A 24596-nucleotide genomic window follows, 5' to 3' on the forward strand; every position below is an offset into this window, starting at 1 on the left:
CTACTCTGGGACCGGATGGTGTCGTGCTGAGCGGAGACGGTGTGTCACAGCGAGAAGACGCCGGGAGTCGGCCCGAGCACGCGCTCGACGAGACGCAACAGCAGACGTGGCTTGCGTACATGCGTGTCCACCATCGCCTCGAATACGAGATGAACCGCCAGTTGCTGTGCGACAGCGGCCTGTCGTTGGGTGACTACACCGTCCTCACCGCACTGTCGCAGCGTCCGGACGACCGCGCCCGGCTCGGCGTCCTCGCCACCACGATCGGGTGGGAACGGAGCCGACTCTCGCACCACCTGAAGCGGATGGGCCGTCGTGACCTCGTCGTGCTCGAGGTGTGCGAATCCGACCGTCGGGCAACCGAAGTCGCCCTGACCGACGTCGGGCGGCGGGAGCTGGACGCCGCCGCACCCGGGCACGCGGCCTGGGTGCGGTCGGCGTTCTTCGCCGATCTCGACACCGACCGGACGCGACAGCTGGGCGGGACCCTGGAGATCGTCCACGAGACCCTGCTGCGCGCGGGGACGCTCCCCCACCCGGATCAGACCTGAATCGACCCGCCGTCGACGAACACCTCGCTGCCGGTCATGAACGTGCTCGCGTCGGACCCGAGGAAGGCGACGACACCGGCGATCTCGTCGGGTCGCCCCACCCGACCGACGGGGAGCGCCGAACCCAGTCCGTCGAGGAACTCCCGCTGCTGCCCGTCCGGTACGAGACCCGTGAGCCCCGGCGTCTCGGTCGGACCGGGGACCACCGTGTTGACGCGGATCCCACGGCCGGCGAGCTCCGCGGCCCAGGTGCGTCCCAGGGATCGGACCGCGGCCTTCGACGCCGCGTAGGCGCCGAACGCCGGAACGCCCTCCGACGCCGCCGTCGACCCGGCGAGCACGACCGATGCACCCTCGTTGAGCAGCGGCAACACCGCCTGCACGGTGAAGACCGTGCCTCCGACGTTGCGGGTCAGGACGTCGAAGAGGTGCTCGCGGGTCTCGTCCTGGAGGGTCGCGAACTCGCCGCCCCCGGCGTTGGTGAACACGACGTCGAGCCCTCGCCCGCGTGCGGCGATGGCCTCGACGAGACGCTCGAGATCCGCGGGGTCGGTGACGTCCCCGACCACCCCGGTCGCGGTGTCGCCGATGGTTGCGACAGCCTCCTCCACCGCGTGGGCGCGCCTGCCGGTGATGAACACATGGGCGCCCTCCGCGGCCAGTCGTTGCGCGGTGGCCAGGCCTATGCCCGAGGTCCCGCCGGTGACCAGAGCCGTCTTGTCGTCGAGCTGATGCATGGTGACCCTCCTGGGTGTCTCGCGCGTCGGCATGTCCGGCGCCCTTGAGTTAACTAGGTGACATGTCACGTTATTCCGAAGCGCGTGTCCCCTTCGGCGGACCCGGCGCGTTCACACCGAAGTGCACGCCGGCCATGCGGATGACGAGGCAGAGCGCGGCACCGATGAGGGCTGACGGGAGGGCGGCGATCCCGATCTGGGTCCCGGCGACCACGACGAGAGCACCGACCATGGCCGGGATGGCGTAGAGCCCGCTGGTGAGCACGGCCGGGATCTGGCGGATCAGGACGTCGCGCAGCGTGCCGCCTCCCACCGCGGTGATGACCCCGAGGATCACCGCCTGTGCCACACCGACCTCGAAGCCGACACCCTTCAGCGCCCCGCTGACGGCGAACAGGCTCAGTCCCATCGCATCCAGCACCAGGATCGGCATCGCGAGCCGGTCGGCGAACTGACCGGACACGAACGCGACGAGCGCACCCGCGGCGGCGACCGCGAGATACCGCCAGTCGGTGAAGGTGGCCGGCGGGAGCGCGTCGAGGATGGTGTCCCGGATGAACCCGCCGCCGAGCGCGGCCATCATCCCCAGCGTCACCACCCCGACGATGTCGAGGCGGGCCATCCGCATCGCCGTCCACGACCCGTTCAGCGCGAACGCGAACGTTCCGGCCAGGTCGAGAGCGAGGAACGTCGGTGAGGCCGAGTTCACGACCGCGCCCCGGCATTCTCCGGGATGGCCGCATCCAGCAGGGTTCGGGCGATCGCGGCCGCCGTGGGGATGGACTCGTCACCCAGGGCACGGGTCCGTGCCGCGGCCCCGTCGAGCAGCAGTGCCAGTTGCTCGCCCAGTGCGCCGGGGTCCTCTGCCCCTGCAGCGCGGGCCAGCTCCCGGAAGCGGTCGGCCACGCCGACCTTGTATCGCCGCACGACGTCCCGGGCGGGGTGGCCGTCGTCGCTGATCTCCACCGCGGCGCGGACGAACGGGCACATCGGGGTGAGGCCTCCGGGTGTTTCCGGCTCCGCGGTGAACACGGCCAGGATCTGTTCGCGCGGGCCCAGCGACGGGTCGAGGTCCCACGGTTCCTGGTCCAGGTCCCGCGTCGCGAGGTACGCGACGAGAAGGTCGCCCTTCGTCGGGAAGTGTTGGTAGACGGTGCGTTTCGAGACCCCCGCCTCGCGCGCCACCGCGTCCATCCCCGACCGTGTCATGCCGTCGCTCTCGAAGAGCCGTCGAGCCGCCCCGAGGATCTGCTCGCGTGCACCTCGCCCCCGGCGCCGCCCTGTGGGACCCATCGCCCTGTCCGTCATCGTCCCGCCTCTCAAGTACACGCAGGAGTGTACTTAGCTTGCGCACCGCCGCGGCAGTGCCTACCTTTTTGTAAACACACTCGTTTACATAAAGGGAGCACATGACCACCACGCTCGACACGTACCGCACTCTGGGCCGCTCGGGACTGCGCGTCTCACGGCTGGCCCTCGGGACCGCGACCTTCGGAACGGAGTGGGGGTGGGGTGCGGACCGCGAGGACGCACGCCGCCTGTTCGACCGCTACGTCGACGCCGGCGGGAACTTCCTCGACACGGCCTCGACCTACACCGAGGGCACCTCGGAGCGGTACCTCGGCGAGTTCGCCCGCGGTCGTCGCGACAGCCTGGTCATCGCGACGAAGTACTCGACCCTTCGTCGACCCGGTGACCCGAACTCCGGTGGCGGTCACCGCAAGAACCTTCTCGCCTCCGTCGACGCGAGCCTCGATCGTCTCGGCACCGATCACGTCGACCTGCTCCACCTGCATGTATGGGACGACTCGACCCCGGTCGACGAGATCCTGCGGGGCATGGACGACCTCGTCCGCCAGGGCAAGGTCCTCCACTGCGGCATCTCCAGTGCCCCGGCGTGGCAGATCGCACGCATGCAGACCATCGCCGATCTGCGCGGATGGCGACCGCTCATCGCCTTGCAGGTCGAGCACAACCTCATCGAGCGACGCGGCGAGCTGGACCTGTTCCCGATGGCACGCGAACTCGGTCTCGGCGTGGTCCCGTTCTCCCCGTTGGCCGGCGGCGTGCTGACGGGCCGATATCGGACCCGGTCCGCGGGGGCCGCGCCGCAGGACGGCACCCGCACCGCGTTCAACGTCGGCCTCGGTGCCGTGACCGACCGCTCGCTGTCCATCGCCGACGTCGTCGGCGAGGTCGCCGAGGATCTCGGCGTGACGCCCTCGCAGGTGGCCCTGGCCTGGAGCATCCAGAACCCCCACGTCACCGCCCCGATCATCGGTGCGCGGACACCCGCCCAACTCGAGGAGAACCTGGCCGCGCTGGCCGTGGACCTCGACACCAGCCACCTGACGCGCCTGGAGGGAGGCGACAGCGCCGGACCCGGGCTTCCCGCATGCCCTGCTGGGCAGCGACCACATCCGCCGACAGACCCGCGGCGACATGGTGATCGAGAGCGCGCGATGACATCCTGACGCGATGGACCGCGTGCACAACCCCGCCGACGGTGTCGCCGTCGCCTTTCGGGCCGTCGGCGAGGGCTCGCCGGTCGTCCTGCTCCACCCGACGGGCCTGTCGCAGGCGGTGTGGCGATCGTTCGGCTACGTCGACGGCCTCGACGGGCATCGCCTGGTGCTGCCCGACTTCCGCGGCCACGGTCGCAGCGACAAGCCGCATGACGTCGGGTCCTACGCGATGGACCGTCTCGTCGGGGACGTCGTCGCCGTGCTCGACGAGTGCGGGATCGATCGCACCTCGGTCGTCGGGTACTCCCTCGGATCCCGTGTCGCGCTGGCCCTCGCGACATCGGTCCCGGACCGCATCGACCGGCTCGTGCTCGGCGGCACCAGTTCTCGTGCACTGCACGGCGCGTTCGACGAGTTGTTCTTCCCGGGATGCGCCGCGGTGCTCGCCGACGAGGGCATGGATGCCTTCATCACGCGGTGGGAGCGACAGCGCGGGACCGACCTCGATCCCGCGACGCGGGCGGCGTTCGACCGCAACGACGCCGCTGCACTGTCCGCCTACATGACGAGCGTGGACGCGGAGCCGGGAGTTCCCGACGACGCTCTGGCCGGGATCGCCGCGCCGACACTGGCGTTCGTCGGGTCGGCCGACGGAGGTCGACTGGAGGACACACGGCATGTGGCCGCGACCATCCCCGACTGCGGACTCGTCGTCGTGGACGGTACCGACCACGCGACGACGTTGGCGGCGACGTCGACGGTGCTCCCGGCGATCCGGGAGCACCTGGCGACAGGCGGTCAGACGACTGTGGACTGATCCGACTCAGACGACTGTGGTCCGATCCGACTCAGACGACTGTGGTCCGATCCGACTCAGACGTCGGCGGTCTGACGGACCTTCCCGAAGGTCATCGCGTCGGTCACCTTGGAGCGCTTCTCGTCGATCGTGTCGAGCACGACGTTGGCCCGCACCCGCCACGGCTGCTCCGGTGCCGAGCGCGGCAGCGCGGCCGCCGACCGGGCGATGTAGCCCGACGACAGGTCGACCATCGGCTCGTCCGGCAAGGGCGCGTCGCCGCGATCGGGGAAGGCGTGGGTGTACTCGTGCTCGCCCATGTAGGCGACGAGCTCGGCCACGGCCTTCGACGTGAGGTCGGCGCGCAGCGTCCACGACGCGTTCGTGTAGCCGAAGGTCCACGCGAAGTTCGGGACGCCGTCGAGCATGCGTCCGCGGTACAGGACGTGCTCGTTGGGCTTCATCTCCTCGCCGTCGATCGACAGCTGGATGCCGCCGAAGACGAGCAACTGCAATCCCGTTGCGGTGACGACGATGTCGGCGTCGAGGTAATCCCCGGAGGACAGACGGACCCCGGTCTCGTCGAACGACGCGATGGTGTCGGTCACGATGTCGGCCCTGCCGGACTTGATGGCCCGGTAGAGGTCACCGTCGGGGATGACACACAGCCGCTGATCCCACGGGTTGTAGGTGGGGTTGAAGTGCGTGTCGACGTCATAGTCCTTCGGCAGCACGCGCTTGGCGAGACCGCGCAGACGGGCACGCGCCGAGTCGGGGTACTTGCGGCAGTACAGGTAGAACGCCAGCGCGATGCCCGCGTTCTTGAACCGCACGATCCGGTGGGCGAGACTCGCCGGCAACCGCTTGCGCAGCGCCAGGGCGATCTTGTCCTTCGAGGGCAGGATGGTGATGTAGGTCGGCGACCGCTGCAGCATGGTCACCTTCTCCGCGTCGCGCGACATAGACGGGATCAGGGTGATCGCCGTTGCGCCGCTGCCGATCACGACGACCTTCTTGCCGCTGTGGTCGAGATCCTCGGGCCACTTCTGCGGGTGCACCACCGTGCCCGCGAAGTCCTCGATACCGGGGAACTCCGGGGTGTACCCGCCGGAGTAGTCGTAGTAACCGGTGCACAGGAACAGGAAGCGGCACCGCACGGTCCGGGTCACGCCACCCGCCTCGGTGACGACGGTCCACTCGTCGGTGGTCGAGTCGAAGTCCGCCGAGCGCACCGAGACGCCGAAGCGGATCTTCTCGGTGATGCCGTACTCGTCGGCGGCGTCGGCGATGTACTGCCGGATGTCGGCGCCGTCGGCGATGCTCTTCTCGCCGTCCCAGGGGCGGAACGGGTAGCTCAGCGTGTAGATGTCGCTGTCGGAACGGATCCCGGGGTAGCGGAACAGGTCCCACGTGCCGCCGATCCGGTCGCGCTGCTCCAGCAGGGCGTAGCGCACATTCGGGTTGCGCTCGACGAGGCGGTAGGCGGCGTCGATCCCCGACAAACCGGCACCGACGATCACCACATCGAGGAACTCCGTCGCACCGTCACCGGCGTCGTCGGCCGGGCGGTCCTGCACCTGGGTCATGGCATTCCTTTCGGTCTGTGGACCACGGTACCCGCGCTATTGACGGATCGTCAATAACGAGCTCCGACGACCACGCCGCAGCCCACCGTGAGCGCGAGGATCGCCAGGATCACGACGATGTCGAGGACACCGGGGCGACGATCGCGACGCGCCACGGTGCCCACGCCACCGCGGTTGTCCAGCGAGGTCGCGACCTCCCGGGCGTTCTGCACCGCGAGGCTGCACACGATCGGCAGGCAGGCACTCCACTGCTGCGCGCGCTGCGTGAACGACTGCGGGCCCGGGGTGCGACGCTGCGCGATGGTCTGCAGCAGTGCGCGGAAGTCGGTGAGCATGAACGGCAGCAGACGCAGCGCGACGGTCACCCCGACCGCCACCGGCTGCACCGGGATCCGGAGACGGGCGAACCACCCGACCATCCGCTGCAGGAACGCGGGGACCTCCACCATCGGCGTGGTCCAGCAGAACAGCAGCGAGAGGTAGAGCGACACCACGGTGATGGAGATGAGGATCCCAAACGTGCTGGCGCCGCCGAGCCCGAGCCGTACGTCGGCGACGGTGACGTAGGGCGCCCCGCCGCCCATCGCGGTCACCGTGCCGCCGGCGAGAGCCACGACGGGGACCCACCAGGGCAGTCTCGGCAACGCGGAGAACGACACCCGCCCGGCCAGGGTCCACACGACCGCGAGCGCCGCTGCTGCGCCGACGGTCGTCCAGGACGGGTTCCACCCCAGCATGGCCGCGGTCGCGACGATCGCGAACACCTTGGTACCCACCCAGAGTCGCTTCGCCGGCGACGTCTGCGGCAGCACCCGACCCACCGCGGACACGAGCGAGGCGCGGGATGCCTTGCCGGTGGGGCGGGCGTCGGGCAGGGCCGGGAGCGGGGACACCTCGACGACACGGTCCGCGATCTGGGTGAGCTCGGTCTCGTCGTGGGTGACGATTACGAGGGTCGTCCCGGACGCCCGCACCCGGTACAGCGCGGCCACCATCGCGTGGCGTGACGCCGTGTCGAGACCGGCGAGCGGCTCGTCGAGGACCAACACGCGGGGGCGGGCGGCCAGCAACCCCGCGAGCGCGACGCGCCGCTGCTGTCCGACGCTGAGGTGGTCGATGCGTGCCTCGGCCACCTGCGCCGGGTCGAGGCCGAGTTCCCGCAGCGCCTGCCAGACGAGTCGACCCTGGGCATGGTCGACGCCGGCGGCGTCGCAGATGTCGTCGCGGACGCGGGAGCGCACCAGCGACAGGCGCGCGAACTGCTGTCCGTAGAGGGCGCAGGTGCGGTCGTTGCGGACCGGTTCGCCGTCGACGGTGACCGTCCCGTGCACCGGCTTCTCGATGCCGGCGAGGAGCCGCGCCAGCGTGGTCTTGCCCGATCCGTTGGCCCCGGTCACCAGGACGGTCTGTCCGGGCGCGACCGTCATGGACACGTCCCGGAGCACCTCGCGGTCCCACGGGGTGCCACTGTCGTGGGCGAAGCTCAGGTTCTCGACGCGGACCTCACCGCCGCGCAGCCACCGACCGCCCTGATCCGGCACCGGGACGGCGGGCTCCGAGGTGCCGCCGGGTAACGCGATCACCGCGTCCGCACCGCGCATCTCGACCGGGTCGTGGGTGACGTGCACGACGGCGGTCCCGTCGTTCGCCAGCCCCCGGTACAGCCCCATCAGATCCGCACGACCCCGGCCGTCGATCATGGCGGTGCTCTCGTCGCTCACCAGCAGCCCGGGCGCGCGCACGAGGGCCGACGCCACGGCGAGGCGCTGCAGCTGACCCCCCGACAGGCGCGCGGTCTCGGCGTCGAGATCGAGGTCCAGACCGACGCGGTCGAGGACCTCCCGCGACCGTTCGGGGGTCATGTCCGGCACACCCCAGGCGAGGTCGTCACCGACGGCGAGCGCCAGGACGCTGGTCTCGGGGCGTTGGCCGATCATGGCCGTCCCGCCGGGCATGCCCAACCCGGCGGAACCGGGGCGCCACACGTCGCCGTGTGTCGGGGCGCGCCCGGACACCACCCGCGCCAGCGTCGACTTTCCGGCGCCGTTGTGTCCGACGACCGCGACGAGCGAGCCGGGGAGCACGTCGAGATCCACCCCCGCGATCGTCGGCGTCGTTGACCCCGGATGGACGACGGTGACGCCGCGCGCGTGCAGGGGCACGGGCGCGACGGCGCCGGCGTCGGCGACCGTGTCGTCGGTGGCGATGTCGCCGAGCCGACGGGCGATCGACTGGGCGGGTCGCCACACGAAGACCGCCGTCAACAGCGCGCCGCCGGCTGCGCCGACCAAGCCGACGACGGCGATGGTGATGGGCCAGACCTCCAGTGCGCGACGCACGCCCGCGTCGAAGTCCTCGACCTGGGCGATCCCGGCGTTGGCGAAGATCCGGGCGGTGCCCGCGGTGCCGTTGCGGATGTTCTCGAACACGAACTCGCGGTAGCTCGCGAACACGGCGAGCAGTCCTGTCGTCAGTGCGGCCGACGGGATGCCGATGACGACGATGCCGCGGACGACGACCGACAGCGGCGACCAGCGGCGTCGGATCGCGATGCCGGCGAAGCACCCGGCGATCGCCGCGGCGCCCACCATGTTCGCGGCGGTGTACCCGCCGAAGAGCAGACCGACGATCCACCCGATGACGGTCGCGAGAACGCAGACCCGGAGCCGTCGGCGGATGCCCAGGACGGCGAACGGGATCGACGCGACCAACATGGCTGCGCCGGCGATGGGGAGGATGCGACTCAGGACGCAGATGGCGGCGGCGACGTCGGCGAGAGCGGCGGCCTCCGCCACCTCCATCGCCGTCAGCGACCGCTTGCGACGCGGCGGCGGGACGGGGGCGGTCGCGTGGTCACCGGGGTGCAGGGTCGGCTGCGCCATCCACCTCTCCCCTCTTCTGGTGCGCCCTCGTCGCCGGCACTGCCGGTGTCCTCGGGCGATGTCCGAATCCAGGGTGCCAGAGGGGGTGACACCGCCTGCGGGTCGTCGACCGCGCAGGCACCCGCGGAGTGGGTGGACGCCGGTCAGGCGTGGTCGTGCGGCGCGTCGGGCGCACCGTGGCGTCCTGCCCCCGACGCGAAGCGGGTCGCGCCCTCGACCGTGCCGCTGACCAGCGACGTCGCCCCGTGGCGGGTCTCGTTGAGCAGTGCCTGCTGCAGCGACAGGCCGTGCTGTTCGCGTGCCGACAACCGGTCCTGTCGCAGGCAAGTCTGAGGAAACGCTGCGAGTTCCCGTGCGAGCGTCTGAGCTGCCTCGACAGCGGTCCCCGCGGGCACGACGCGGTTCGCCAGCCCCATCGCCAGCGCCTCGTCGGCATGCACCGCCCGGCCGGTGAGGATCAGGTCCATCGCGCGGCTCTCCCCGATCAGTCGCGGCAACCGCACCGTGCCGCCGTCGATGAGCGGGACGCCCCAGCGGCGGCAGAAGACACCGAGGACGGCGTCGTCGGCGACGACCCTCAGGTCGGCCCACACGGCGAGTTCGAGACCCCCGGCGACCGCGTACCCCTCGATCGCGGCGATCACCGGCTTCGACAGCTCCATCCGCGAGACCCCCATCGGGGCGTCACCGTCGGGGGCGAAGCGGTTGACCCGCGCGGGATCGTTCGCGATCGCGCCCAGGTCGGCACCGGAGCAGAAGGTCGACCCGGCGCCAGCGAGGACCGCGACGGCCGCCTCGTCGTCGGCGTCGACAGCCCGGAACGCCTCCGCCAGCGCCTCCGCGGTGGGTCGGTCGACCGCGTTGCGGACATCGGGCCTGTCGATGGTGACGGTGGTGACCGGGCCGTCGCGGTGGACGTGGACGAGCTCACTCATGCAGCGAGGCTAGGCCCCGGCGCTCAGCGCTCGACCATGTAGCGCAGATAGGTCCACCCCGACGCGCGGAAGACGCGGGCCTCGGCGAGCGACAGGTCCCACCGGTGGCCGCTCGGATAGAACGGCGTGCCGCCGCCCAGGACCGTCGGGAGCAGGTACGGGTCCACCTGGTCGACGAGATCGGCGACGGACGCGGCCAGTCGTGGCCCGCCGATGCTGAGGATGCCGTCGGTCTCCGCTTTGAGGCGGACGACCTCGTCCCTCGCATCACTGCTGCGCACGAGCCGGCATCCGTCGGGCACCGACTCCAGCGAGTCGGAGAAGACGATCCGCGGGGTCGCCCGGTAGATCTCGGCGAACTCCGCCTCGACCCGCTCGCCGTCGGCGCGCTCCGGCGACGTCCAGAAGTCCTCCATCACCTTGTAGAGGCGGCGCCCGAACAGGAACGCCGCGGTGTCGCGGGCCTGGACGTTCGACGCCTTGTGCATCTCCTCGTCGGGGACGCCGAAGGCGATACTCCCGGTCTGGTCCTCGATGTACCCGTCGAGGGAGATGTGCATGCCGTAGGTCAGGATCCCCATGTCGCCTAGTGTCGGCCCATGAGCCACGACGCGGGTCTGAACACACCGACCGAGGGCGGGGACCATCCCGCCGGCTGGCGTGACGACTGGACCTCCGGCCCGCCGGTCTCCGCCGCACGCCACCGCACCCCGCCGGACGCACTGGACTTCCCGACCCTGACCTACGAGGTCACCGGCCGCGTCGCCCGCATCACCTTCAACCGGCCCGCACACGGCAACGCCATCACCGCCGACACCCCGCGAGACATCGCGGCGGCCGTCGAACACGCCGACCTCGATCCGCGGGTGCACGTCATCCTGCTGTCCGGTCGCGGCAAGGGATTCTGCGGGGGATACGACCTCGGCATGTTCGCCGAACGCTGGGAGGACCCGGGCGCCGACGAGACCGGGAAGGCCACCCACCAGGTGAGTGTCGACGGCACCGTCCTCGATCCGCTGGTGCAGGCGACCAACCACGACCCGGCCGGCCAGTGGGACCCGATGGTCGACTACGCGATGATGAGCCGCAACGGACGCGGCTTCGCGAGCCTGCTGCACGCCGACAAGCCGGTCGTCGCCAAACTGCACGGGTTCTGCATCGCCGGTGGCACCGACATCGCCCTGCACTGCGACCAGATCATCACCGCCGACGACGTGCGGATCGGCTATCCGCCCGTGCGGGTGTGGGGCGTGCCGTCGACCGGACTGTGGGCGCACCGGATCGGCGACCAACGGGCCAAGCGGATGTTGTTCACCGGCGACAGCATCGACGGGAAGACCGCGTTGGACTGGGGTCTCGCGGTCGAGTCGGTTCCGGCCGAGCGCCTCGACGAGGTCGTCGAGGACTACGTCGCCCGCATCGCCCGCATGCCGATCAACCAGCTGATGATGATCAAACTCGCGCTGAACAGCGCACTCCTGTCGCAGGGTGTCGCGACGTCGGCGATGGTGAGCACCGTGTTCGACGGGGTGTCACGGCACACCCGCGAGGGCTACGCCTTCCAGACCCGTTCGGCGACAGCGGGGTTCAAGCAGGCCGTTCGGGAGCGCGACGAACCGTTCGGGGATTGGCGGGGTACGCCGAAGCAGTAGACGGACGGCGATGACTGCGTTCCGCGACCAGGGCGGGCTCCACGAGCGACAGCAGGATCCCACAGGTCATCCGCGGCCGGGGTGCCCCAAGCGGATGGTCTACGGCCCCTGCGGCGGTGTCCACGACGACGGCTCCTGCGAGGTCGACTCCGAACCGTGCCCGTTCGCGGCCATGACCGAAGCCCTTCCCTGGCCGACCCCCGCGGTCGGTCCGACCTCCCGCAGTGACCTCCTGCGCCGCGCCCAGGACGGGCCCGTGGTCCTGGCCGACTTCAGCGCACCGGCCTTCGACGTCGAGACGCTTGCCCGGGTGTGCGCGATCATGGCGGGATCGAGCGACGCCGTGCTGGTCGGCGAACACCAGAGCAGACCCGACTTCCCGCCCACGCTGATGGCGCAGTTCATATCGGAGACCGGGTGCCGGCCGTGGATCACCCTCACGTGTCGCGACCGCAACCGTGTCGTCCTCGAACAGGAACTGGCGGGCCTGCGCTCGTCGGGTGCCGACGGCGTCTTCTGTGCCACCGGGGACGGTCGCGCGCCGGGGGTCCGGGCCGGGGTGACGCAGGTGTTCGACCTCGACGGGACACGACTGGCGGCACTGGCCGCGGCCGCCGGTCTCCCGGTCGGTGTGCCCGAGGCGCCACAGGCGGTTCCGACCGCGGTCCGGCCCGGCCGTCTCCTGCAGAAGCAGCGAGCCGGTGCACAGCTCGCCGTGCTCAATCACGTCGGTACCGCAGCACAGTTGAGCGACTTCGTCGCGGCCGCGCAGGGCCTCGGGGTCGACATCCCGATCATCGCGGGGGTGGCTGTGTACTCCGACGAACGGTCCGCGAATGTTTTGGCTGCGTTCCCCGGGTTACACCTGTCTCGTCAGGTGATCGACCGGGTGCTCTCCGCACCCGATCCGGTGGAGGCGGGTATCGCCGCCGCCGTCGAGGAGGCGAATGAGGTGTTGAGCATCGACGGAGTCGTCGGAGTCAATCTGTCGGGCATGGCCGCCGGTACCGGAGCCATCGACGGAGCCCGGATCAAGGCCGAGGTGGGGACACGGATCCGCGACGGCCACAGGGGGGCGCGCAGACGGTGACCGGGCCCGACGCCATGGTCGACGAATTCGACACCGTGGCGGGATGGACGGCCACAGCCATCGCGGAGCTCGGAGAGGACCACGCGATCGCCGGTGCATGCCGGGGCAGTGGCGTGCCCTCGGCGCTGGCGTGGTTCGTCGAGCAGCTCGGCCTGCGAGCCGGCCAGACCCTCCTCGACGTCGGCGCGGGTGTGGGTGGTGCGGCCGAGTTCGCCGCGCGTACCCGCGAGGTGGACGTGGTGCTGATGGATCCGATGTTCGAGGCGTGCCGTGCCGCCCGGCGTGTCTTCGGTCGACGTGCCGTGGTCGCGGACGGCGCCGTTCTCCCGTTCGCGGACAGCACCTTCGACGCCGTGTGGGCGTTGGGGGTGCTGTGCACGGTCCCCGACCAGCCCGGGCTGCTCCGGGAACTCCGCAGGGTGGTGGCGACCGGTACAGGGCGCATCGGACTGCTGGTCTTCGTCGCCACCAGCGACGACGTGCGGGGCGGGCCGGAGGGGAACGACTTCCCGACCGAGCGGAAGTTGCAGCGGATGCTGGACGACGCAGGTCTCCGGGTGGACGCACGGACGACCCTGGCGGACCTCCCCGGCCCGCCGGAGGCGTGGCGGGAGCAGGTCCGGCGGGTCGAGGCACTCGTCGCCCGCGACCACGGGGACGATCCGCGGTGGCAGAGCGCGCGCGACCAGGAGTCGGCCATATCGGGGCTCATCGGTGACGGAGGGGTGGTCGGCGTATTGCTCAGCCTCCGCCTCTCGGGACAGGAGCCACGCCCCGGCGGTGATCGACGTCAGGTGCGCGTGACGTCGGCGACCACCTGAGCCACCGTGCGACGGAACACCGACGGTGAGCAGGCCGTCTCGATGTGCCCCCACCCCGCTTCCCGAGTTCTCCCCCACGCCTGCTCGTCGGTGTGCAGGCGCGCGCACTCTCGTGCGAAACCCTCGGCGTCGTCGGCGATCCCGCAGGCGGAGTCGTCGACGTCGAGTTGGTCCGCGAGCAGTCGGGTGATCACACAGGGGATGCCCTCGCTCATCGCCTCGGTCACCTTGTGCGGGATCCCCGCCGCGAATCGCGTCGGTGCCACGAACACCCGGCACCGGTCGTAGAACGGTGTGAGGTCGTCGACGACACCGTGCACGAGGACACGGTCCGAGGCCAGAGCCGCCACCTCGTCCGAGTCGACGACGCCGACGAGGTGCACCCGGATCGTATGTCCCAGAACCGTGTCCAGGATCGGCAGCACCTCGGACGTGAACCACACGACCGAGTCGACGTTGGGGAAACGGTCGGGGGTGCCCTCGAGCCTCCCGACGAACAGGAGGTCGTCGCGCTCCGCGAAACCCGGGCCGTCCCTGCGGGCGACGTCGGAGTGGGCCAGCACGTAGGTGGGCACGTCGAGGGCCGACTCGATCAGTGCGCGGTCGCCGGGGCCCACCGTCGTGATCGCGTCGACCCCCCGCATGCGACCGAGTTCGTCGTCGAGGGCGCGGCGGTACTCGGTGTCGGACATCGCCGGTGGGTGGAGTTGCCGCCGTAGTCGGTCGCGGGGCGCCTCGACCGCCTCCGCGTCGTGGACGATGGCCGGACGCCGGCGCCGGCGCGGGGTCCATCCGGTGTCGCGGAACATCTGCAGTGGCCCGGGGCGACTGAGGACGACCACATCCGGGGCTCGGAACCGCCTGCGCAGCAGTCGACGGAGGCCGTGGACGCCCGCCGGCCGGTGGAAGCGGACCGCACCGCCGAACTCCGCGGTCATCGTGTCCCGTTCCGAGGACGACGCCGTGACCGGGTACATCTCCACACGATGGCCGTGGTCCACCAGGGCCCGGACGATCTCGTGGGCGCGCGGGAACCCCGCACCACGACGCGGATCCGGCACCCTCTCGTCGACGATGAGGATCCGCACCGACGTCAGCCGGCCTTCTTCGCCGGCGCCTTCTTCGCGGGGGACTTCTTCGCGGCACTCGACGACGCCTTCTTCGCGGCCGTCTTCGCCGGCGCCTTCTTCGCAGCCGTCTTCGTGGCGGTCGTCGACGTGGTCTTCTTGGCAGCGGCCTTCTTCGCAGGCGCCTTCTTCGCCGGGGCCTTCTCCTCGGAGGACGTCGACGAGTCACCCGACGATCCCGACGACTCCCCGCGGCTCTTCACCGAAGCACGCAGCGCGGCGAGCAGATCGGCCACCTCCGAGTCGTCGTCGGTGTCCGCCGACTCCTCCGTCGTCGGGAACGCCTCGGCGCCCGACGCTTTCGCCTCGATCAGCTTGCCCAGCTCGAGCTGATAGGTGTCCTCGTACTCGTCCGGGTCGAAATCGGTGGCCATGCTCTCGATGAGCGATGCCGCCATCGACAGCTCCTGCGGACGGATCTCCGGTTCGTCCTCCAGCGAGGCGAACTCCGGTGCACGCACCTCGTCGGGCCAGAGCAGGGTCTGCAGGGTCATCACGTTCTCGTAGACGCGCAGTGCGGCGAGACGCGTGCGGTTGCGCAGGGTGAACGTCGCGATCGCGAGGCGCTCGGTGTCGGCGAGCGCCTGGCGCAGCAGGACATACGCCTTCGGCGACTTCGACGCCGGTTCGAGGTAGTACGGCTTGTCGAAGAAGATCGGGTCGATCTGGTCCTCGGGGACGAAACCGGTGATCGAGATCTCCGGACTGCGCTGCACCGGGAGCTCGGAGAGATCGGACTTGGTGAGGATGACGGTCTCCCCGGAGTCGGCCTCGTAGGCGCTCGCGATGTCGGAGAACTCGACCTCGGTGTCCGTTCCCTCGCGCACCTTGCGGTACCGGATCCGCGTCCCGTCCTTGGCGTCGACCTGATGCGACGTCCGGTCGTGTGACTCCGTCGCCGAGTAGACCTTGACCGGGACGTTCACCAGGCCAAAGCTCAGATCGCCTTTCCAGATCGAGCGCATCTGCTCATTGTGCCCACCCGGTGACCCGGACGCAGCCCCTTACGACGCGCGGCGTGCCGCCGGTTCACCCAGTCGTGACCGCAGTGCCGCGACCACCGCGGCCCGCGTCGCGGCCTGTACCCGATCCCCGAACATCGCGTACAGCGGGACGTGCGGGATGGCAGGGAGATCCCGCACGCGTCGCAGACCGTCCGGAAGGGGTCCGATCCGCGGCAGGGGCGTCATCCCGGCGCCTCCCCGCGCGGTGGCGAGAACCGTGCTCAGGTCCGCACATTCGCGCGCGACGTGGTGTGCCCGTCCGGCGATCGACGCCAGCGCGCGATGCCGCACCGCGCAGGGGTTCGCGAACAGCACCAGGGCCTCCGACGAGGACCCGTCGGCGCTGAGCCAGTGCAGCGGGATGTCGGCGATGTGCACGCTCCCCCGCGCGGGCCGGGTCAGCATGAGCGCGACGTCGGCACGGTCGTCGTCGGCGAGCTGCCGCACCCGCTCGCTGCGCGTGAGCCGCACGCGGACATCGACCTCCGGGTGGAGACCGTCCAGGGTCGCGACGACCACCGGCACCAGGAACTCAGCGGCGTGCTCGGTTGCCGCGACCAGCAGCTCGCCGTCACCGGGCGGCGCGAGGGCGCGGACCGCGGCGTCGTGGACGTCGAGCAGGGTCCGCGCCCGTTCGACGAGCTCCTCACCGTCGCTGGTCAGACCGATCCCGCGACCCTGTGCCATCAGCAGGCGACATCCCAGCTCGGTCTCCAGCTTGCGGATGTGGCCGCTCACCGCGGCCGGCGACAGGTGCAGCGCCTCGGCGGCCGGACGTACCCCGGAGACCGACGCGACGGTCACGAGGCTGCGCAGTCGGGGGATGTCGAGGGTGGCCACCCCACGATCATGCCACCACGACCATTCACGATCTGTGAACGATCTTGCGGGGCGTCACCCGACCGGCGAACCGTGAGGGCATGACATCGCCACCCGCCTCGCCGACGACCGCCCGCTCGACCGCGGCCCTCGCCGTCCCGACTGTGGTGCTGTACGCGGCGGGGTACCCCATCGGTGCGGCGACCATTGCCGTGATGTCGCCGTTCCTGGTGATCCTGCTGCGCTTCGTGGCCTCCGCGGTGCTCCTGTGGGCGATCGTCGCCGCGCGCGGCATCAGCCTGCCGCCGCGCAGACAGCTCATCCATGCGGTCATCGCGGGGCTGCTCACGCAGGGCGTGCAGTTCATCGGGTGCTACTGGGGCCTGTCCCACGGGGTGCCCGCCGGACTCGCGGCGCTGATCGTGGCGCTCAACCCCGTGGCGACGGCGGCGATCATGACGCTCGCTCTCGGCCATCGGGAGTCGCGGTGGGGGATCCTCGCGCTGGTCCTCGCCACGGTGTCGGTGGTCCTCGCATGCGCGCCGTCGCTGATCGCCGACCACCACCTCGGCGCCGGCATCGTCGCGGTCGTGGTCGGCATGCTCGGTCTGTCGGTGGGCGGCATCCATCAGGCGCGGCGGTGCGCGGGGATGGACCCGATGCTCTTGACGGCCATCGGCGTCACCGCGTCCACCCCGCTCGCGGCGGTGATCGCCGCCGTCAGCCCGATGCAGGTGACCGACTGGCCCCGCGCGGCGGTGCTGCTCGCGGTGATGGTCGTGTTCAGCTCGATCGGCGCCACCACCCTGTACGCCGCATGTGTCGCACGGTCAGGGGCGCGTGGGGCCTCGATCCTGTTCGCGGTCATCCCGTCGGTCGCGGGGGTGATGGCGTGGATCGGATTGGGGGAGAGCCTGTCTCCCCTCGCCGTCGTCGGACTCGTGCTCGGTGCGGCTGCCTGCGTGGTGCAGGCTCGCACTGGTCAACGACCGGACGTCGGGGATGGCGGTGCGACCTCCACGACGGACAGTGCCGATCGAGGACACGCACGCACTGCGCGGGCGACACGACGCGCGTCGGAGTCGGCCACCTCCGGCTCCCGCTGACCCCGCGTCCGCGGATCGGTGACGGCGATCGGGTATCCCCAGGGGTCGCGGGCGAACGTCGCCGGCAGCAGTTCCGCGCACAGGCCTCGGCCGTCGCAGCGGGTCCAGTCGACGTGCAGGGCGACCCTGTCCGGCGTGCTCATCCACGACCTCCTCGAGTGCTCCGGCACCGTCCGCGCGCGTGTGCCGCGATGTCGTCGGCGAACACCCGCAGAGCGGATCGCACGAGTCGCGCGGTGCCGTCGGGATGGGCGCAGGCTCCTCGCCCGTCGACCGTGGACGCCAGTCGCGCGACACGGTCGGCGCTCTCCGGACCACCGCCGGCGCTCAGCGCACGGAACGCCTGCGCCAGGGCCGGCAGCCCGAACATGCACGGTCCGCACTGTCCTGCGCTCTGTCCCGCGAGGTGGTCGACGATCTCGGCGGTGGCCTCCAGACCGCATGTTCCGGGGCTCAGCGAGTGCACGATGCCGGCTCCGGGTGCGGCGCCGACGGCCCGCAGCGACCGCGCCGACAGTGCGAGCGAGTCCACCTCGCCACCCGCGATCCAGGTGCCGTGGTACCCACCCACCAGGACGGCGTGCGCCCCGGGTTCGACGAACGCGGCCAGCGGAGCCCCGAGGTCGCACTCCGCGACCCCGCGGATCCCGCGATCCGACGACACGGTCACGAGCATCGACCCGGACTCCGCGTCGGTGCCACGGTCACGGAACCAGGCGGCACCGTGACGGGCGATCACCGCGATGTGCGCGAGGGTCTCGACGTTGTGCACCACCGTCGGTCGACCGCGCAGCCCGGAGACCGCGGTCGGGACACGACGGTCGGCGGGGAGACCGGGCCCACCGGCGATCCGGTCGACGACCGCTGTCGTCTCACCCGCGACGAAGCGATCGGGGGCGGCGACGACCTGCGGCACCGCGACGTCCCATCCGGCGTCGACACGCTGCCGCACGACGGACTCGACCGCGGCGACCGAACTGTCGGGGACACAGATGTACGTGTCGGTGGCGCCCACGGCGGCCGCGACCGCGGACAGGCCGTCCAGGACGAGGTGCGGGGCCTGCGCGAGCAGGACCGCGTCCTTGCGGGAGAGGGGTTCTCCCTCCGCCCCGTTCGCGATGACCACGGCGGCCCGACCACGGGTCATGGCGTCCCGGGCGACAGCCATCTTGTCCGCGACCGGGAACGCCGCGCCACCACGACCGGTCAGGCCCGCGGCAGCGATCTCGTCGATCAGCGCGGGGCCGGAATGACCGCGTGCGCCGTGCGTCTGCGCATGTGTCGCGAGGTCCTCCCCCACGTCGAGGAGCATCCGACGCCGCCCGCCGGGCGGGATCGCCGTGCGTCGCCCGCACGTGGTCGCGGCCGTCACGGCGTCCCCACCAGCACGTCGTCGCGGGCGATGCGTCGGGTGCGGTCGAACTCGCCCGGTACGAGGAATCGCGCCGTGACGGCAGCGCCCACCGTCAGCGCACAGATCACGCAGACCGCGATCATCCACACGTGTCCGACGTCGGTGCCGCTGCCCAGAGCGTGCGCGAACGCCACGGGCCACAACGCATGGGTCGCGAGGTGGATCACCCGGAACGTTCTCGGCGACATGAGGTGTCGCAGGAGTGCGGTCGCGACGACGACCACCAGCAGGTCGAGCGCCAGGGTGCCGAGACCCACCCAGATCGGGGCGTACCCGGCACGGAAGGGGACGACGACGTCGACGAGACGGATCTGTGCGTAGGGATCGATCACCATCGTCGTGATGTGCAGCGCGATCAGCAGGGTCGCCCCGAGCGCGACCCACCGGTGCAGGGACGACAGGGCGAAGCGCGGCAACCCCACCACAGGACGGCCGGACCGGGCGGCGACGCCCAGGACGATCGACAGCGTGAGCAGCAGCAACGCCGTGACACCGGTGCCACGCCCGAGCGCCCAGAGCGCCTCGTCGCTCATGCCGCCACCGCGCGATCGTGGGGCCATCCGCCGATCAGCGTGACGGACCCGTCCGCAGCGACCAGGCGGGCGGGCAGCCCTGTGCCGCGGACGAGATCTGCTCCGCGGGAACCGTTCACGATGCACGCCGTCGACGCGGTGTTGGCGTCGACGCACCGCCGCGCGACCACCGTCACGGTCCGCCACACCTCGTCGGCGGGGAACCCCGTCCGGGGGTCGATGATGTGGTGCCGCTCGATCCCGTCGCCGTCCCGCCACCGACGGTGCAGCGTGCTGGACGTCGCAATCCCGCAGTCCCCGCCGACGGCGATCTGCGCGGTGGGTTGGCCCGGTCCGTCGTCGACGACGACCTGCCAGCCGCCGACAGGGGCGACCCCCCGGGTGGCGATGTCACCGCCGAGATCCACCAGGACCCCACTCTGCAACTGCCGCGCAGCGACATCGGCGGCGAGGTCCGCGGCAACGGCCTTCGCGGTGGCCCCGAGATCGAGCGAGATCCCCTCCGGGACCGTGAGGACGTCACCCCTGCGGCTGATCATCCCCGCGTGCGCGCGGTGCGCGGCGAAGCGAGCAGTCCCGGCGGGCGACGTCGGTCCGCCCCGTGTCCCGGGATCCTTGACCGCCGCCAGGTCCCGGTCGTACCCGAGCGCCACCAGTCGACGACCGATGGTCGGGTCCACCGCGCCCCCGGACATCCGCGCCGCCCGCAGTCCTGCATCGACGAGGGCGGCCAGCATCGGCGAGATGCGGGTGGGGCGCCCGCGACGCAGCGACGCGCTCGTGATCTCCGAGTCGGGACGGAACCGACTGCAGGCGCGGTCGACGTCGGCGAGCACGGTCTCCACGATCGCTCGGGCGTCGGCGCGCAGACCCGGGTCGGTCACGGTGACCGACGCGTCGAGACACCACACCTGCCACTCGGATGTCGCGGTGCGCATGTCAGCTCCCGTTCGTCTGGGCATGGCTGTCGCCGCTCCCGGCGGAGACGGTGGGTGCGGTACCCCAGTCGGTCGAGGAGTTGCCGGTGCCGGTCGAGGCGTCCGGCGAGGACTGGTCCGACCCGGTCGACTGGTCTGTCCCCGCCTCCGTCGACGAGGGCGTCGCGGTGGACGCGGGCGACGTGCTCGACTGGTGTGTATCCGCATAGGCGAGGCTTGATGTGACGCCGATCGCGCCGAGTGCCGCGACCCCGAGGCCGACCGCCACCGCCCTCGCCCGTCGGATGCCCCGTTCCGGTGTGGTCATCAGTACTGCTCCCTCGTGTTCTCGCGATCCGCAGACCTCTGCGTCGACGTCGAGGATGCGCAGCGACCCTGTGGGCAGGCTGGCAGGGCGATGTGAGGTGAGCGAGAGGTGCACGAGGCGGCACGGAACATCGACGGCGCGCCAGGACGTTGACCCGGGGTTCGCACCATGTCCGACACGACAGGAGAGTCATGACCACCCACACGACCCGACGCATCGTCCTCGCCGCCCGACCCCACGGGGAGCCGACCGACGACGACTTCCGGTTCGAGGAGGTGGAGCTGCCGGCGCCCACCGACGGGCAGGCGGTCCTGCAGACGCTGGATCTGTCCCTGGACCCCTACATGCGCGGCCGGATGAGCGCCGCGAAGTCCTACGCGCCGCCGGTGGAGATCGGCGACCCGATGGTGGGTGCCACGGTCTCCCGCGTGCTCGAGTCCACCGACCCGGCGTTCGCCGAGGGCGACGTCGTCCTCGGCTACGGCGGATGGCAGACGCACTCGGTGGAGCCGACGAAGCACCTGCGCAAGGTCGACACGTCCGTGGCGCCGGCGAGCACCGCGCTCGGCGTCCTCGGGATGCCCGGGTTCACCGCCTACTCGGGGTTGCTCACCATCGGTGACCCGAAGCCGGGTGAGACGGTCGTCGTCGCGGCCGCCGTCGGCCCCGTCGGATCGGCTGTCGGCCAGATCGCGAAGCTCAGGGGCGCGCGGGCCGTCGGGATCGCGGGTGGTCCCGACAAGGTCGCGCACCTCCGCGACGAGTTCGGCTTCGACGCTGCGGTCGATCACCGCGCGGACGACTTCGCCGACCGGTTGGCGGCCGCGACCCCCGATGGGATCGACGTCTACTTCGAGAACGTGGGCGGTCACGTGTTCGACGCGGTGCTCCCCCGGATGAACACCTACGGCCGGATCCCGGTCTGCGGCCTCGTCGCCAACTACAACCGCACCTCGCTGCCGGAGGGGCCTGACCGCAGTGGTGCGCTCATGGGTCAGATCCTGACGCGCAGTCTCACCGTGCGCGGGTTCATCCAGACCGAGTTCGTCGCGACCCAGCAGGAGGCGTTCCTGCGGGAGGCGACGCAGTGGGTCGCCGACGGGAAGCTCAAGTACGTCGAGGACGTCACCGACGGTTTCGACAACACCCTGGACGCATTCCGGGCCATGCTCGCGGGCCGGACCTTCGGCAAGACCGTCGTGCACGTCGCCGACTAGGGTCCGACGGCTCGTCCGCCGACTACTGTCGGAGGCATGGTCGCCGTCCACTCGCACTCGGATTCCGTTGTCGTCGCCGCTGATCCGAACACCGTCTACGACGTCGTCGCGGATGTGACGCGCACCGGCGAGTGGAGTCCGATCTGCGAGGCCTGTTGGTGGGACGCCGGCGACGAGCCGGGTCCCGACGGGCCTCGCGTGGGGGCGTGGTTCACCGGTCGGAACGTCACCCCCGACCGCACCTGGGAGACCCGCTCTCTCGTGGTCGCGGCCGACCGTGGGCGCGAGTTCGCCTGGCTGGTCTGGGGGAAGTACGCCCGCTGGGGGTACACCCTGCGGGCGACCGACGGCGGGACCGAACTCACCGAGTCGTGGCAGTTCCTCGACGAGGGCATCGAGTACTTCCACGGGAAGTACGGCGACGAGGCCCAGGCGCAGATCCAGAACCGGATCGACGCCGCGCACAGTGGGATCCCCGCCACACTCGCGCGCGTGAAGGACAGCGTCGAGGGTTCCTGAAGTCGGTTTTCGCAGGACACAGCCCTTCTCAGGCTTGCCTGGGCTTGCTGGACGGCCGCGGGACCCGCGTGTTGGATCGTCGCCATGACCGAGACGCCGACACAGCACGGAGCCGAGCCGCACGCCGGCGCGACCGCCAGCAAGCTGAACTGGCTGCGCGCCGGCGTGCTGGGCGCGAACGACGGGATCGTCTCCGTCGCAGGCATCGTCATCGGTGTCGCGGCGGCGACCGCGTCCCGCGAACCCATCCTCACCGCCGGGATCGCCGGCCTCACCGCCGGAGCGGTGTCGATGGCGTTGGGCGAGTACGTCTCCGTGTCCACGCAGCGCGACACCGAGAAGGCACTGCTGGCCAAGGAGCGCACCGAACTCGACGAGCAGCCGGAGGAGGAGCTCGAGGAACTGGCCGCGATCTACGAGGCGAAGGGGCTGTCCGCCGAGACCGCCTGGCAGGTGGCCACCGAGCTCACCGAGAAGGACGCGTTCGCCGCGCACGTCGAGGCCGAACTGGGCATCGATCCCGACGAGCTCACCAACCCGTGGCATGCGGCGTTCTCCTCGGCCGTCTCCTTCACGCTGGGCGCCCTGCTCCCGTTGCTCGCGATCGTCCTGCTCCCGGCGCACCTGCGGATCCCGCTGACCTTCGTCGTCGTCGCGCTTGCCCTCGCGCTCGCCGGCTACATCAGCGCCGTCGTCGGTGACGCCGACCGCGGCACCGCGGTACTCCGGGTCACCGTCGGCGGCGTGATCGCGATGGCGGTCACCTACCTGATCGGCACACTGGTCGGCACAGCAGTCGGCTGACGTCCCCACGGCGGGTGAGCCCGCACCGACGGAGACGACCGACGCCCATCACGCAGTCAGCGTCGACCCCGACCGTGGACCGCGGGTGATCGCGAGGAGGAGACCTGCGGCGGCGATCTGTGTGGCCGCGGTGTAGCCGATGACGGTCGGCACCGAGCGCTCGTAGAGGGCTCCGATGAGCACCGACCCACCCAGCCATGCCACCCCATACACAGCCGCGAACACACCGAACCCGGTGCCCCGTCGTGTCGCGGGTACGAGATCGGCGACGGCTGCGCGGAACGTCGACTCGTGGACACCCATCGACGCGCCCCACACCACGGCACCGATCACCACGAGCGCCGCAGACGTCGTGAAGACCAGCACGGGGACCGCGGCCGCGAGGGGCAGGGCGATCATCAGCGCTCGCATCCCGACGGCGTCGTAGAGCCGGCCCGACACGATCGCGGCGGCCGCGGCGGCTGCCATCGCACCCGCGTAGACCACCGGGATCAGCGCGTCGGGGATCACGTGACGGGCATGCATGTGGAATGCGAGCACCGCGAACGTCGACGATCCCGCCATGGCGACGGCGGTGAAGACCGCGTATCGCCAGAACTCGGCGGGCAACCGCGTCGGCGACACCCCGGTCGACGGTCGCTGGACCGACTCCTCGTAGGAGGCCGGCGCGGGAACCGCGCGGCGGAGCCAAAGGAGAGCGACGAGGGCCAGTGCGCCGGGGATCGCCAACACCCCGAAGCCCGCGCGGTACCCGATCCACGCCACGGCCCCGGCCACCAGCAGCGGTCCGATCAGGGCACCCGACTGGTCGAGCGCCTCGTGCACCGCGAACACCCGGCCCCGTCGACGTCCGGCACTCGCCTGGGCCAGCATCGTGTCGCGCGCCGGGGTGCGTACCGCCTTGCCGAACCGCTCGACGATCACCAGCGCCGAGGCCGACCACAACGCCCCGGTGAGAGCGATGAGAGGGGCGGCGATCGCGGTCATCGCGTAGCCGAGCATCGACTGGTCCCACTGGCGCCCCACGCGGTCGGAGATCGGTCCGGTCACCATCCGCAGGATGAGGGCCACCGCCTCTCCGACACCGGTGATCAGGCCCACCACGGCCGCCGAGGCACCCAGTGCCGCGAGATAGGGGCCGGTGATCGACCGCGCACCCTCGTAGACCATGTCGGTCAGCATGCTGACCACGCCGAACCCCACCACGAAGCCCATGGGGCTCAGCCGGTTCGACCGTCGTCGTACCCGCGACGCACTCATCGGACGGACTGGGCCGTTCGGCGTCGGACGCGG

The 24596-nt window shown here is 71.0% G+C and carries 25 protein-coding genes and 1 pseudogene; 10 read left to right on the forward strand and 16 right to left on the reverse strand.

Annotated features, from left to right (window positions below):
* Positions 1-41: 41 nt before the first annotated feature.
* The gene (locus LX14_RS06405) at positions 42-551 is read left to right on the forward strand and encodes a MarR family winged helix-turn-helix transcriptional regulator (protein WP_253646405.1); all 510 of its coding nucleotides are present in this window, start codon (positions 42-44) and stop codon (positions 549-551) included.
* On the opposite strand, the gene LX14_RS06410 is transcribed toward LX14_RS06405, so the two are convergent.
* The 3 genes from LX14_RS06410 to LX14_RS06420 form a co-directional block, all read right to left on the reverse strand.
* Positions 542-1288: an SDR family NAD(P)-dependent oxidoreductase gene (locus LX14_RS06410; protein ID WP_253646406.1), complete on the reverse strand. Its 747-nt coding sequence runs from the start codon at positions 1286-1288 to the stop codon at positions 542-544. The two genes, LX14_RS06405 and LX14_RS06410, sit on opposite strands and share 10 nt — an antisense overlap.
* 70 nt (positions 1289-1358) lie before the next feature.
* Positions 1359-1997 (reverse strand): trimeric intracellular cation channel family protein, encoded by a 639-nt coding sequence (locus LX14_RS06415; protein WP_253646407.1) that lies wholly within the window; start codon positions 1995-1997, stop codon positions 1359-1361.
* Positions 1994-2581, reverse strand: a complete 588-nt coding sequence (locus LX14_RS06420) for a TetR/AcrR family transcriptional regulator (protein WP_253646408.1) — start codon at positions 2579-2581, stop codon at positions 1994-1996. The genes LX14_RS06415 and LX14_RS06420 overlap by 4 nt, the downstream gene beginning before the upstream one ends.
* Before the next feature lie 116 nt (positions 2582-2697).
* Between LX14_RS06420 and LX14_RS06425 the strand changes: the two genes are divergently transcribed.
* Positions 2698-3762 carry an aldo/keto reductase gene (locus tag LX14_RS06425; RefSeq protein ID WP_253646409.1) on the forward strand — a complete coding sequence of 355 codons (1065 nt, stop codon included), beginning with the start codon at positions 2698-2700 and terminating at the stop codon, positions 3760-3762.
* 4 nt (positions 3763-3766) lie between these two features.
* Positions 3767-4570: an alpha/beta fold hydrolase gene (locus tag LX14_RS06430; protein ID WP_253646410.1), complete on the forward strand. Its 804-nt coding sequence runs from the start codon at positions 3767-3769 to the stop codon at positions 4568-4570.
* Between the two features lie 56 nt (positions 4571-4626).
* Here LX14_RS06430 and LX14_RS06435 read toward each other — a convergent pair whose 3' ends face one another.
* The 4 genes from LX14_RS06435 to LX14_RS06450 all read right to left on the reverse strand — a co-directional run bounded on the left by LX14_RS06435 (position 4627) and on the right by LX14_RS06450 (position 10533).
* Positions 4627-6135, reverse strand: coding sequence for a flavin-containing monooxygenase (locus LX14_RS06435; RefSeq protein WP_253646411.1), 1509 nt, complete (start codon positions 6133-6135; stop codon positions 4627-4629).
* A 50-nt stretch (positions 6136-6185) separates the two neighbouring features.
* Positions 6186-9017, reverse strand: coding sequence for a DUF2232 domain-containing protein (locus LX14_RS06440; RefSeq protein ID WP_253646412.1), 2832 nt, complete (start codon positions 9015-9017; stop codon positions 6186-6188).
* Positions 9018-9160: 143 nt separating this feature from the next.
* Entirely contained in the window at positions 9161-9952 is a 792-nt protein-coding gene (locus LX14_RS06445; protein WP_253646413.1) for a crotonase/enoyl-CoA hydratase family protein, read from the reverse strand.
* A gap of 23 nt (positions 9953-9975) precedes the next feature.
* Positions 9976-10533 (reverse strand): dihydrofolate reductase family protein, encoded by a 558-nt coding sequence (locus LX14_RS06450; RefSeq protein WP_253646414.1) that lies wholly within the window; start codon positions 10531-10533, stop codon positions 9976-9978.
* An 18-nt stretch (positions 10534-10551) separates the two neighbouring features.
* On the opposite strand from LX14_RS06450, the gene LX14_RS06455 reads away from it, so the two are divergent.
* Genes LX14_RS06455 through LX14_RS06465 form a run of 3 tightly spaced genes read left to right on the forward strand, consistent with a single transcriptional unit; the run spans position 10552 to position 13515 of the window.
* Positions 10552-11604 carry a crotonase/enoyl-CoA hydratase family protein gene (locus LX14_RS06455; RefSeq protein ID WP_253646415.1) on the forward strand — a complete coding sequence of 351 codons (1053 nt, stop codon included), beginning with the start codon at positions 10552-10554 and terminating at the stop codon, positions 11602-11604.
* Positions 11605-11614: 10 nt separating this feature from the next.
* Positions 11615-12694 (forward strand): methylenetetrahydrofolate reductase C-terminal domain-containing protein, encoded by a 1080-nt coding sequence (locus LX14_RS06460; protein ID WP_301283169.1) that lies wholly within the window; start codon positions 11615-11617, stop codon positions 12692-12694.
* A complete protein-coding gene (locus LX14_RS06465) occupies positions 12691-13515 on the forward strand; it encodes a class I SAM-dependent methyltransferase (protein WP_253646416.1) in 825 nt (274 codons plus the stop codon). Before LX14_RS06460 ends, LX14_RS06465 begins: the two co-directional genes overlap by 4 nt.
* Here the strand turns inward: LX14_RS06465 and LX14_RS20910 are convergent.
* From LX14_RS20910 to LX14_RS06480, 3 genes are read right to left on the reverse strand one after another with little or no spacing between them, the layout of a single operon-like run.
* Entirely contained in the window at positions 13485-14603 is a 1119-nt protein-coding gene (locus LX14_RS20910; RefSeq protein WP_253646417.1) for a glycosyltransferase, read from the reverse strand. The genes LX14_RS06465 and LX14_RS20910 overlap by 31 nt on opposite strands.
* 5 nt (positions 14604-14608) lie before the next feature.
* A complete protein-coding gene (gene ku, locus LX14_RS06475; protein ID WP_253646418.1) occupies positions 14609-15607 on the reverse strand; it encodes a non-homologous end joining protein Ku in 999 nt (332 codons plus the stop codon).
* Between the two features lie 39 nt (positions 15608-15646).
* The gene (locus LX14_RS06480) at positions 15647-16486 is read right to left on the reverse strand and encodes a LysR family transcriptional regulator (RefSeq protein ID WP_253646419.1); all 840 of its coding nucleotides are present in this window, start codon (positions 16484-16486) and stop codon (positions 15647-15649) included.
* 80 nt (positions 16487-16566) lie between these two features.
* On the opposite strand from LX14_RS06480, the gene LX14_RS06485 reads away from it, so the two are divergent.
* Positions 16567-17571, forward strand: coding sequence for a DMT family transporter (locus LX14_RS06485; protein ID WP_308214076.1), 1005 nt, complete (start codon positions 16567-16569; stop codon positions 17569-17571).
* Here LX14_RS06485 and LX14_RS20915 read toward each other — a convergent pair.
* The 5 genes and pseudogenes from LX14_RS20915 to LX14_RS06510 all read right to left on the reverse strand — a co-directional run.
* Positions 17547-17714: pseudogene (locus LX14_RS20915) on the reverse strand (ferredoxin); the annotation flags it as partial. The gene LX14_RS06485 and the pseudogene LX14_RS20915 sit on opposite strands and share 25 nt — an antisense overlap.
* On the reverse strand, positions 17711-18943 hold the full coding sequence (locus LX14_RS06495) for an NADH-ubiquinone oxidoreductase-F iron-sulfur binding region domain-containing protein (protein ID WP_253646421.1): 1233 nt from the start codon (positions 18941-18943) through the stop codon (positions 17711-17713). The pseudogene LX14_RS20915 and the gene LX14_RS06495, both read right to left, overlap by 4 nt.
* Entirely contained in the window at positions 18940-19518 is a 579-nt protein-coding gene (locus LX14_RS06500) for a ferric reductase-like transmembrane domain-containing protein (protein ID WP_253646422.1), read from the reverse strand. Before LX14_RS06500 ends, LX14_RS06495 begins: the two co-directional genes overlap by 4 nt.
* Complete coding sequence (locus tag LX14_RS06505) at positions 19515-20456, reverse strand: FAD:protein FMN transferase (RefSeq protein ID WP_253646423.1); 942 nt, start codon at positions 20454-20456, stop codon at positions 19515-19517. The genes LX14_RS06500 and LX14_RS06505 overlap by 4 nt, the downstream gene beginning before the upstream one ends.
* 1 nt (position 20457) lies before the next feature.
* A complete protein-coding gene (locus tag LX14_RS06510; RefSeq protein ID WP_253646424.1) occupies positions 20458-20763 on the reverse strand; it encodes a hypothetical protein in 306 nt (101 codons plus the stop codon).
* A gap of 191 nt (positions 20764-20954) precedes the next feature.
* On the opposite strand from LX14_RS06510, the gene curA reads away from it, so the two are divergent.
* From curA to LX14_RS06525, 3 genes are all read left to right on the forward strand, one after another.
* Positions 20955-21980: an NADPH-dependent curcumin/dihydrocurcumin reductase gene (curA, locus tag LX14_RS06515; protein WP_253646425.1), complete on the forward strand. Its 1026-nt coding sequence runs from the start codon at positions 20955-20957 to the stop codon at positions 21978-21980.
* Positions 21981-22016: 36 nt separating this feature from the next.
* Positions 22017-22499 carry an SRPBCC family protein gene (locus LX14_RS06520; protein ID WP_253646426.1) on the forward strand — a complete coding sequence of 161 codons (483 nt, stop codon included), beginning with the start codon at positions 22017-22019 and terminating at the stop codon, positions 22497-22499.
* Positions 22500-22583: 84 nt separating this feature from the next.
* Positions 22584-23303, forward strand: a complete 720-nt coding sequence (locus LX14_RS06525) for a VIT1/CCC1 transporter family protein (protein ID WP_253646427.1) — start codon at positions 22584-22586, stop codon at positions 23301-23303.
* A gap of 48 nt (positions 23304-23351) precedes the next feature.
* On the opposite strand, the gene LX14_RS06530 is transcribed toward LX14_RS06525, so the two are convergent.
* A complete protein-coding gene (locus LX14_RS06530; RefSeq protein ID WP_253646428.1) occupies positions 23352-24563 on the reverse strand; it encodes an MFS transporter in 1212 nt (403 codons plus the stop codon).
* Positions 24564-24596 lie beyond the last annotated feature (33 nt).

Origin of the sequence: Williamsia deligens (assembly GCF_024171765.1) — a bacterium.
Lineage (GTDB): Bacteria > Actinomycetota > Actinomycetes > Mycobacteriales > Mycobacteriaceae > Williamsia_A > Williamsia_A deligens.

Bases quoted from the DNA above. Each gene is read 5' to 3' on its own strand.
- LX14_RS06410 (WP_253646406.1), bottom strand. From the start codon at position 1,288: ATGCATCAGCTCGACGACAAGACGGCTCTGGTCACCGGCGGGACCTCG.
- LX14_RS06420 (WP_253646408.1), bottom strand. From the start codon at position 2,581: ATGGGTCCCACAGGGCGGCGCCGGGGGCGAGGTGCACGCGAGCAGATC.
- LX14_RS06425 (WP_253646409.1), top strand. From the start codon at position 2,698: ATGACCACCACGCTCGACACGTACCGCACTCTGGGCCGCTCGGGACTG.
- LX14_RS06430 (WP_253646410.1), top strand. From the start codon at position 3,767: ATGGACCGCGTGCACAACCCCGCCGACGGTGTCGCCGTCGCCTTTCGG.
- LX14_RS06435 (WP_253646411.1), bottom strand. From the start codon at position 6,135: ATGACCCAGGTGCAGGACCGCCCGGCCGACGACGCCGGTGACGGTGCG.
- LX14_RS06440 (WP_253646412.1), bottom strand. From the start codon at position 9,017: ATGGCGCAGCCGACCCTGCACCCCGGTGACCACGCGACCGCCCCCGTC.
- LX14_RS06445 (WP_253646413.1), bottom strand. From the start codon at position 9,952: ATGAGTGAGCTCGTCCACGTCCACCGCGACGGCCCGGTCACCACCGTC.
- LX14_RS06450 (WP_253646414.1), bottom strand. From the start codon at position 10,533: ATGGGGATCCTGACCTACGGCATGCACATCTCCCTCGACGGGTACATC.
- LX14_RS06455 (WP_253646415.1), top strand. From the start codon at position 10,552: ATGAGCCACGACGCGGGTCTGAACACACCGACCGAGGGCGGGGACCAT.
- LX14_RS06460 (WP_301283169.1), top strand. From the start codon at position 11,615: ATGACTGCGTTCCGCGACCAGGGCGGGCTCCACGAGCGACAGCAGGAT.
- ku (WP_253646418.1), bottom strand. From the start codon at position 15,607: ATGCGCTCGATCTGGAAAGGCGATCTGAGCTTTGGCCTGGTGAACGTC.
- LX14_RS06485 (WP_308214076.1), top strand. From the start codon at position 16,567: ATGACATCGCCACCCGCCTCGCCGACGACCGCCCGCTCGACCGCGGCC.
- LX14_RS06500 (WP_253646422.1), bottom strand. From the start codon at position 19,518: ATGAGCGACGAGGCGCTCTGGGCGCTCGGGCGTGGCACCGGTGTCACG.
- LX14_RS06505 (WP_253646423.1), bottom strand. From the start codon at position 20,456: ATGCGCACCGCGACATCCGAGTGGCAGGTGTGGTGTCTCGACGCGTCG.
- LX14_RS06510 (WP_253646424.1), bottom strand. From the start codon at position 20,763: ATGACCACACCGGAACGGGGCATCCGACGGGCGAGGGCGGTGGCGGTC.
- curA (WP_253646425.1), top strand. From the start codon at position 20,955: ATGACCACCCACACGACCCGACGCATCGTCCTCGCCGCCCGACCCCAC.
- LX14_RS06520 (WP_253646426.1), top strand. From the start codon at position 22,017: ATGGTCGCCGTCCACTCGCACTCGGATTCCGTTGTCGTCGCCGCTGAT.
- LX14_RS06525 (WP_253646427.1), top strand. From the start codon at position 22,584: ATGACCGAGACGCCGACACAGCACGGAGCCGAGCCGCACGCCGGCGCG.
- LX14_RS06530 (WP_253646428.1), bottom strand. From the start codon at position 24,563: ATGAGTGCGTCGCGGGTACGACGACGGTCGAACCGGCTGAGCCCCATG.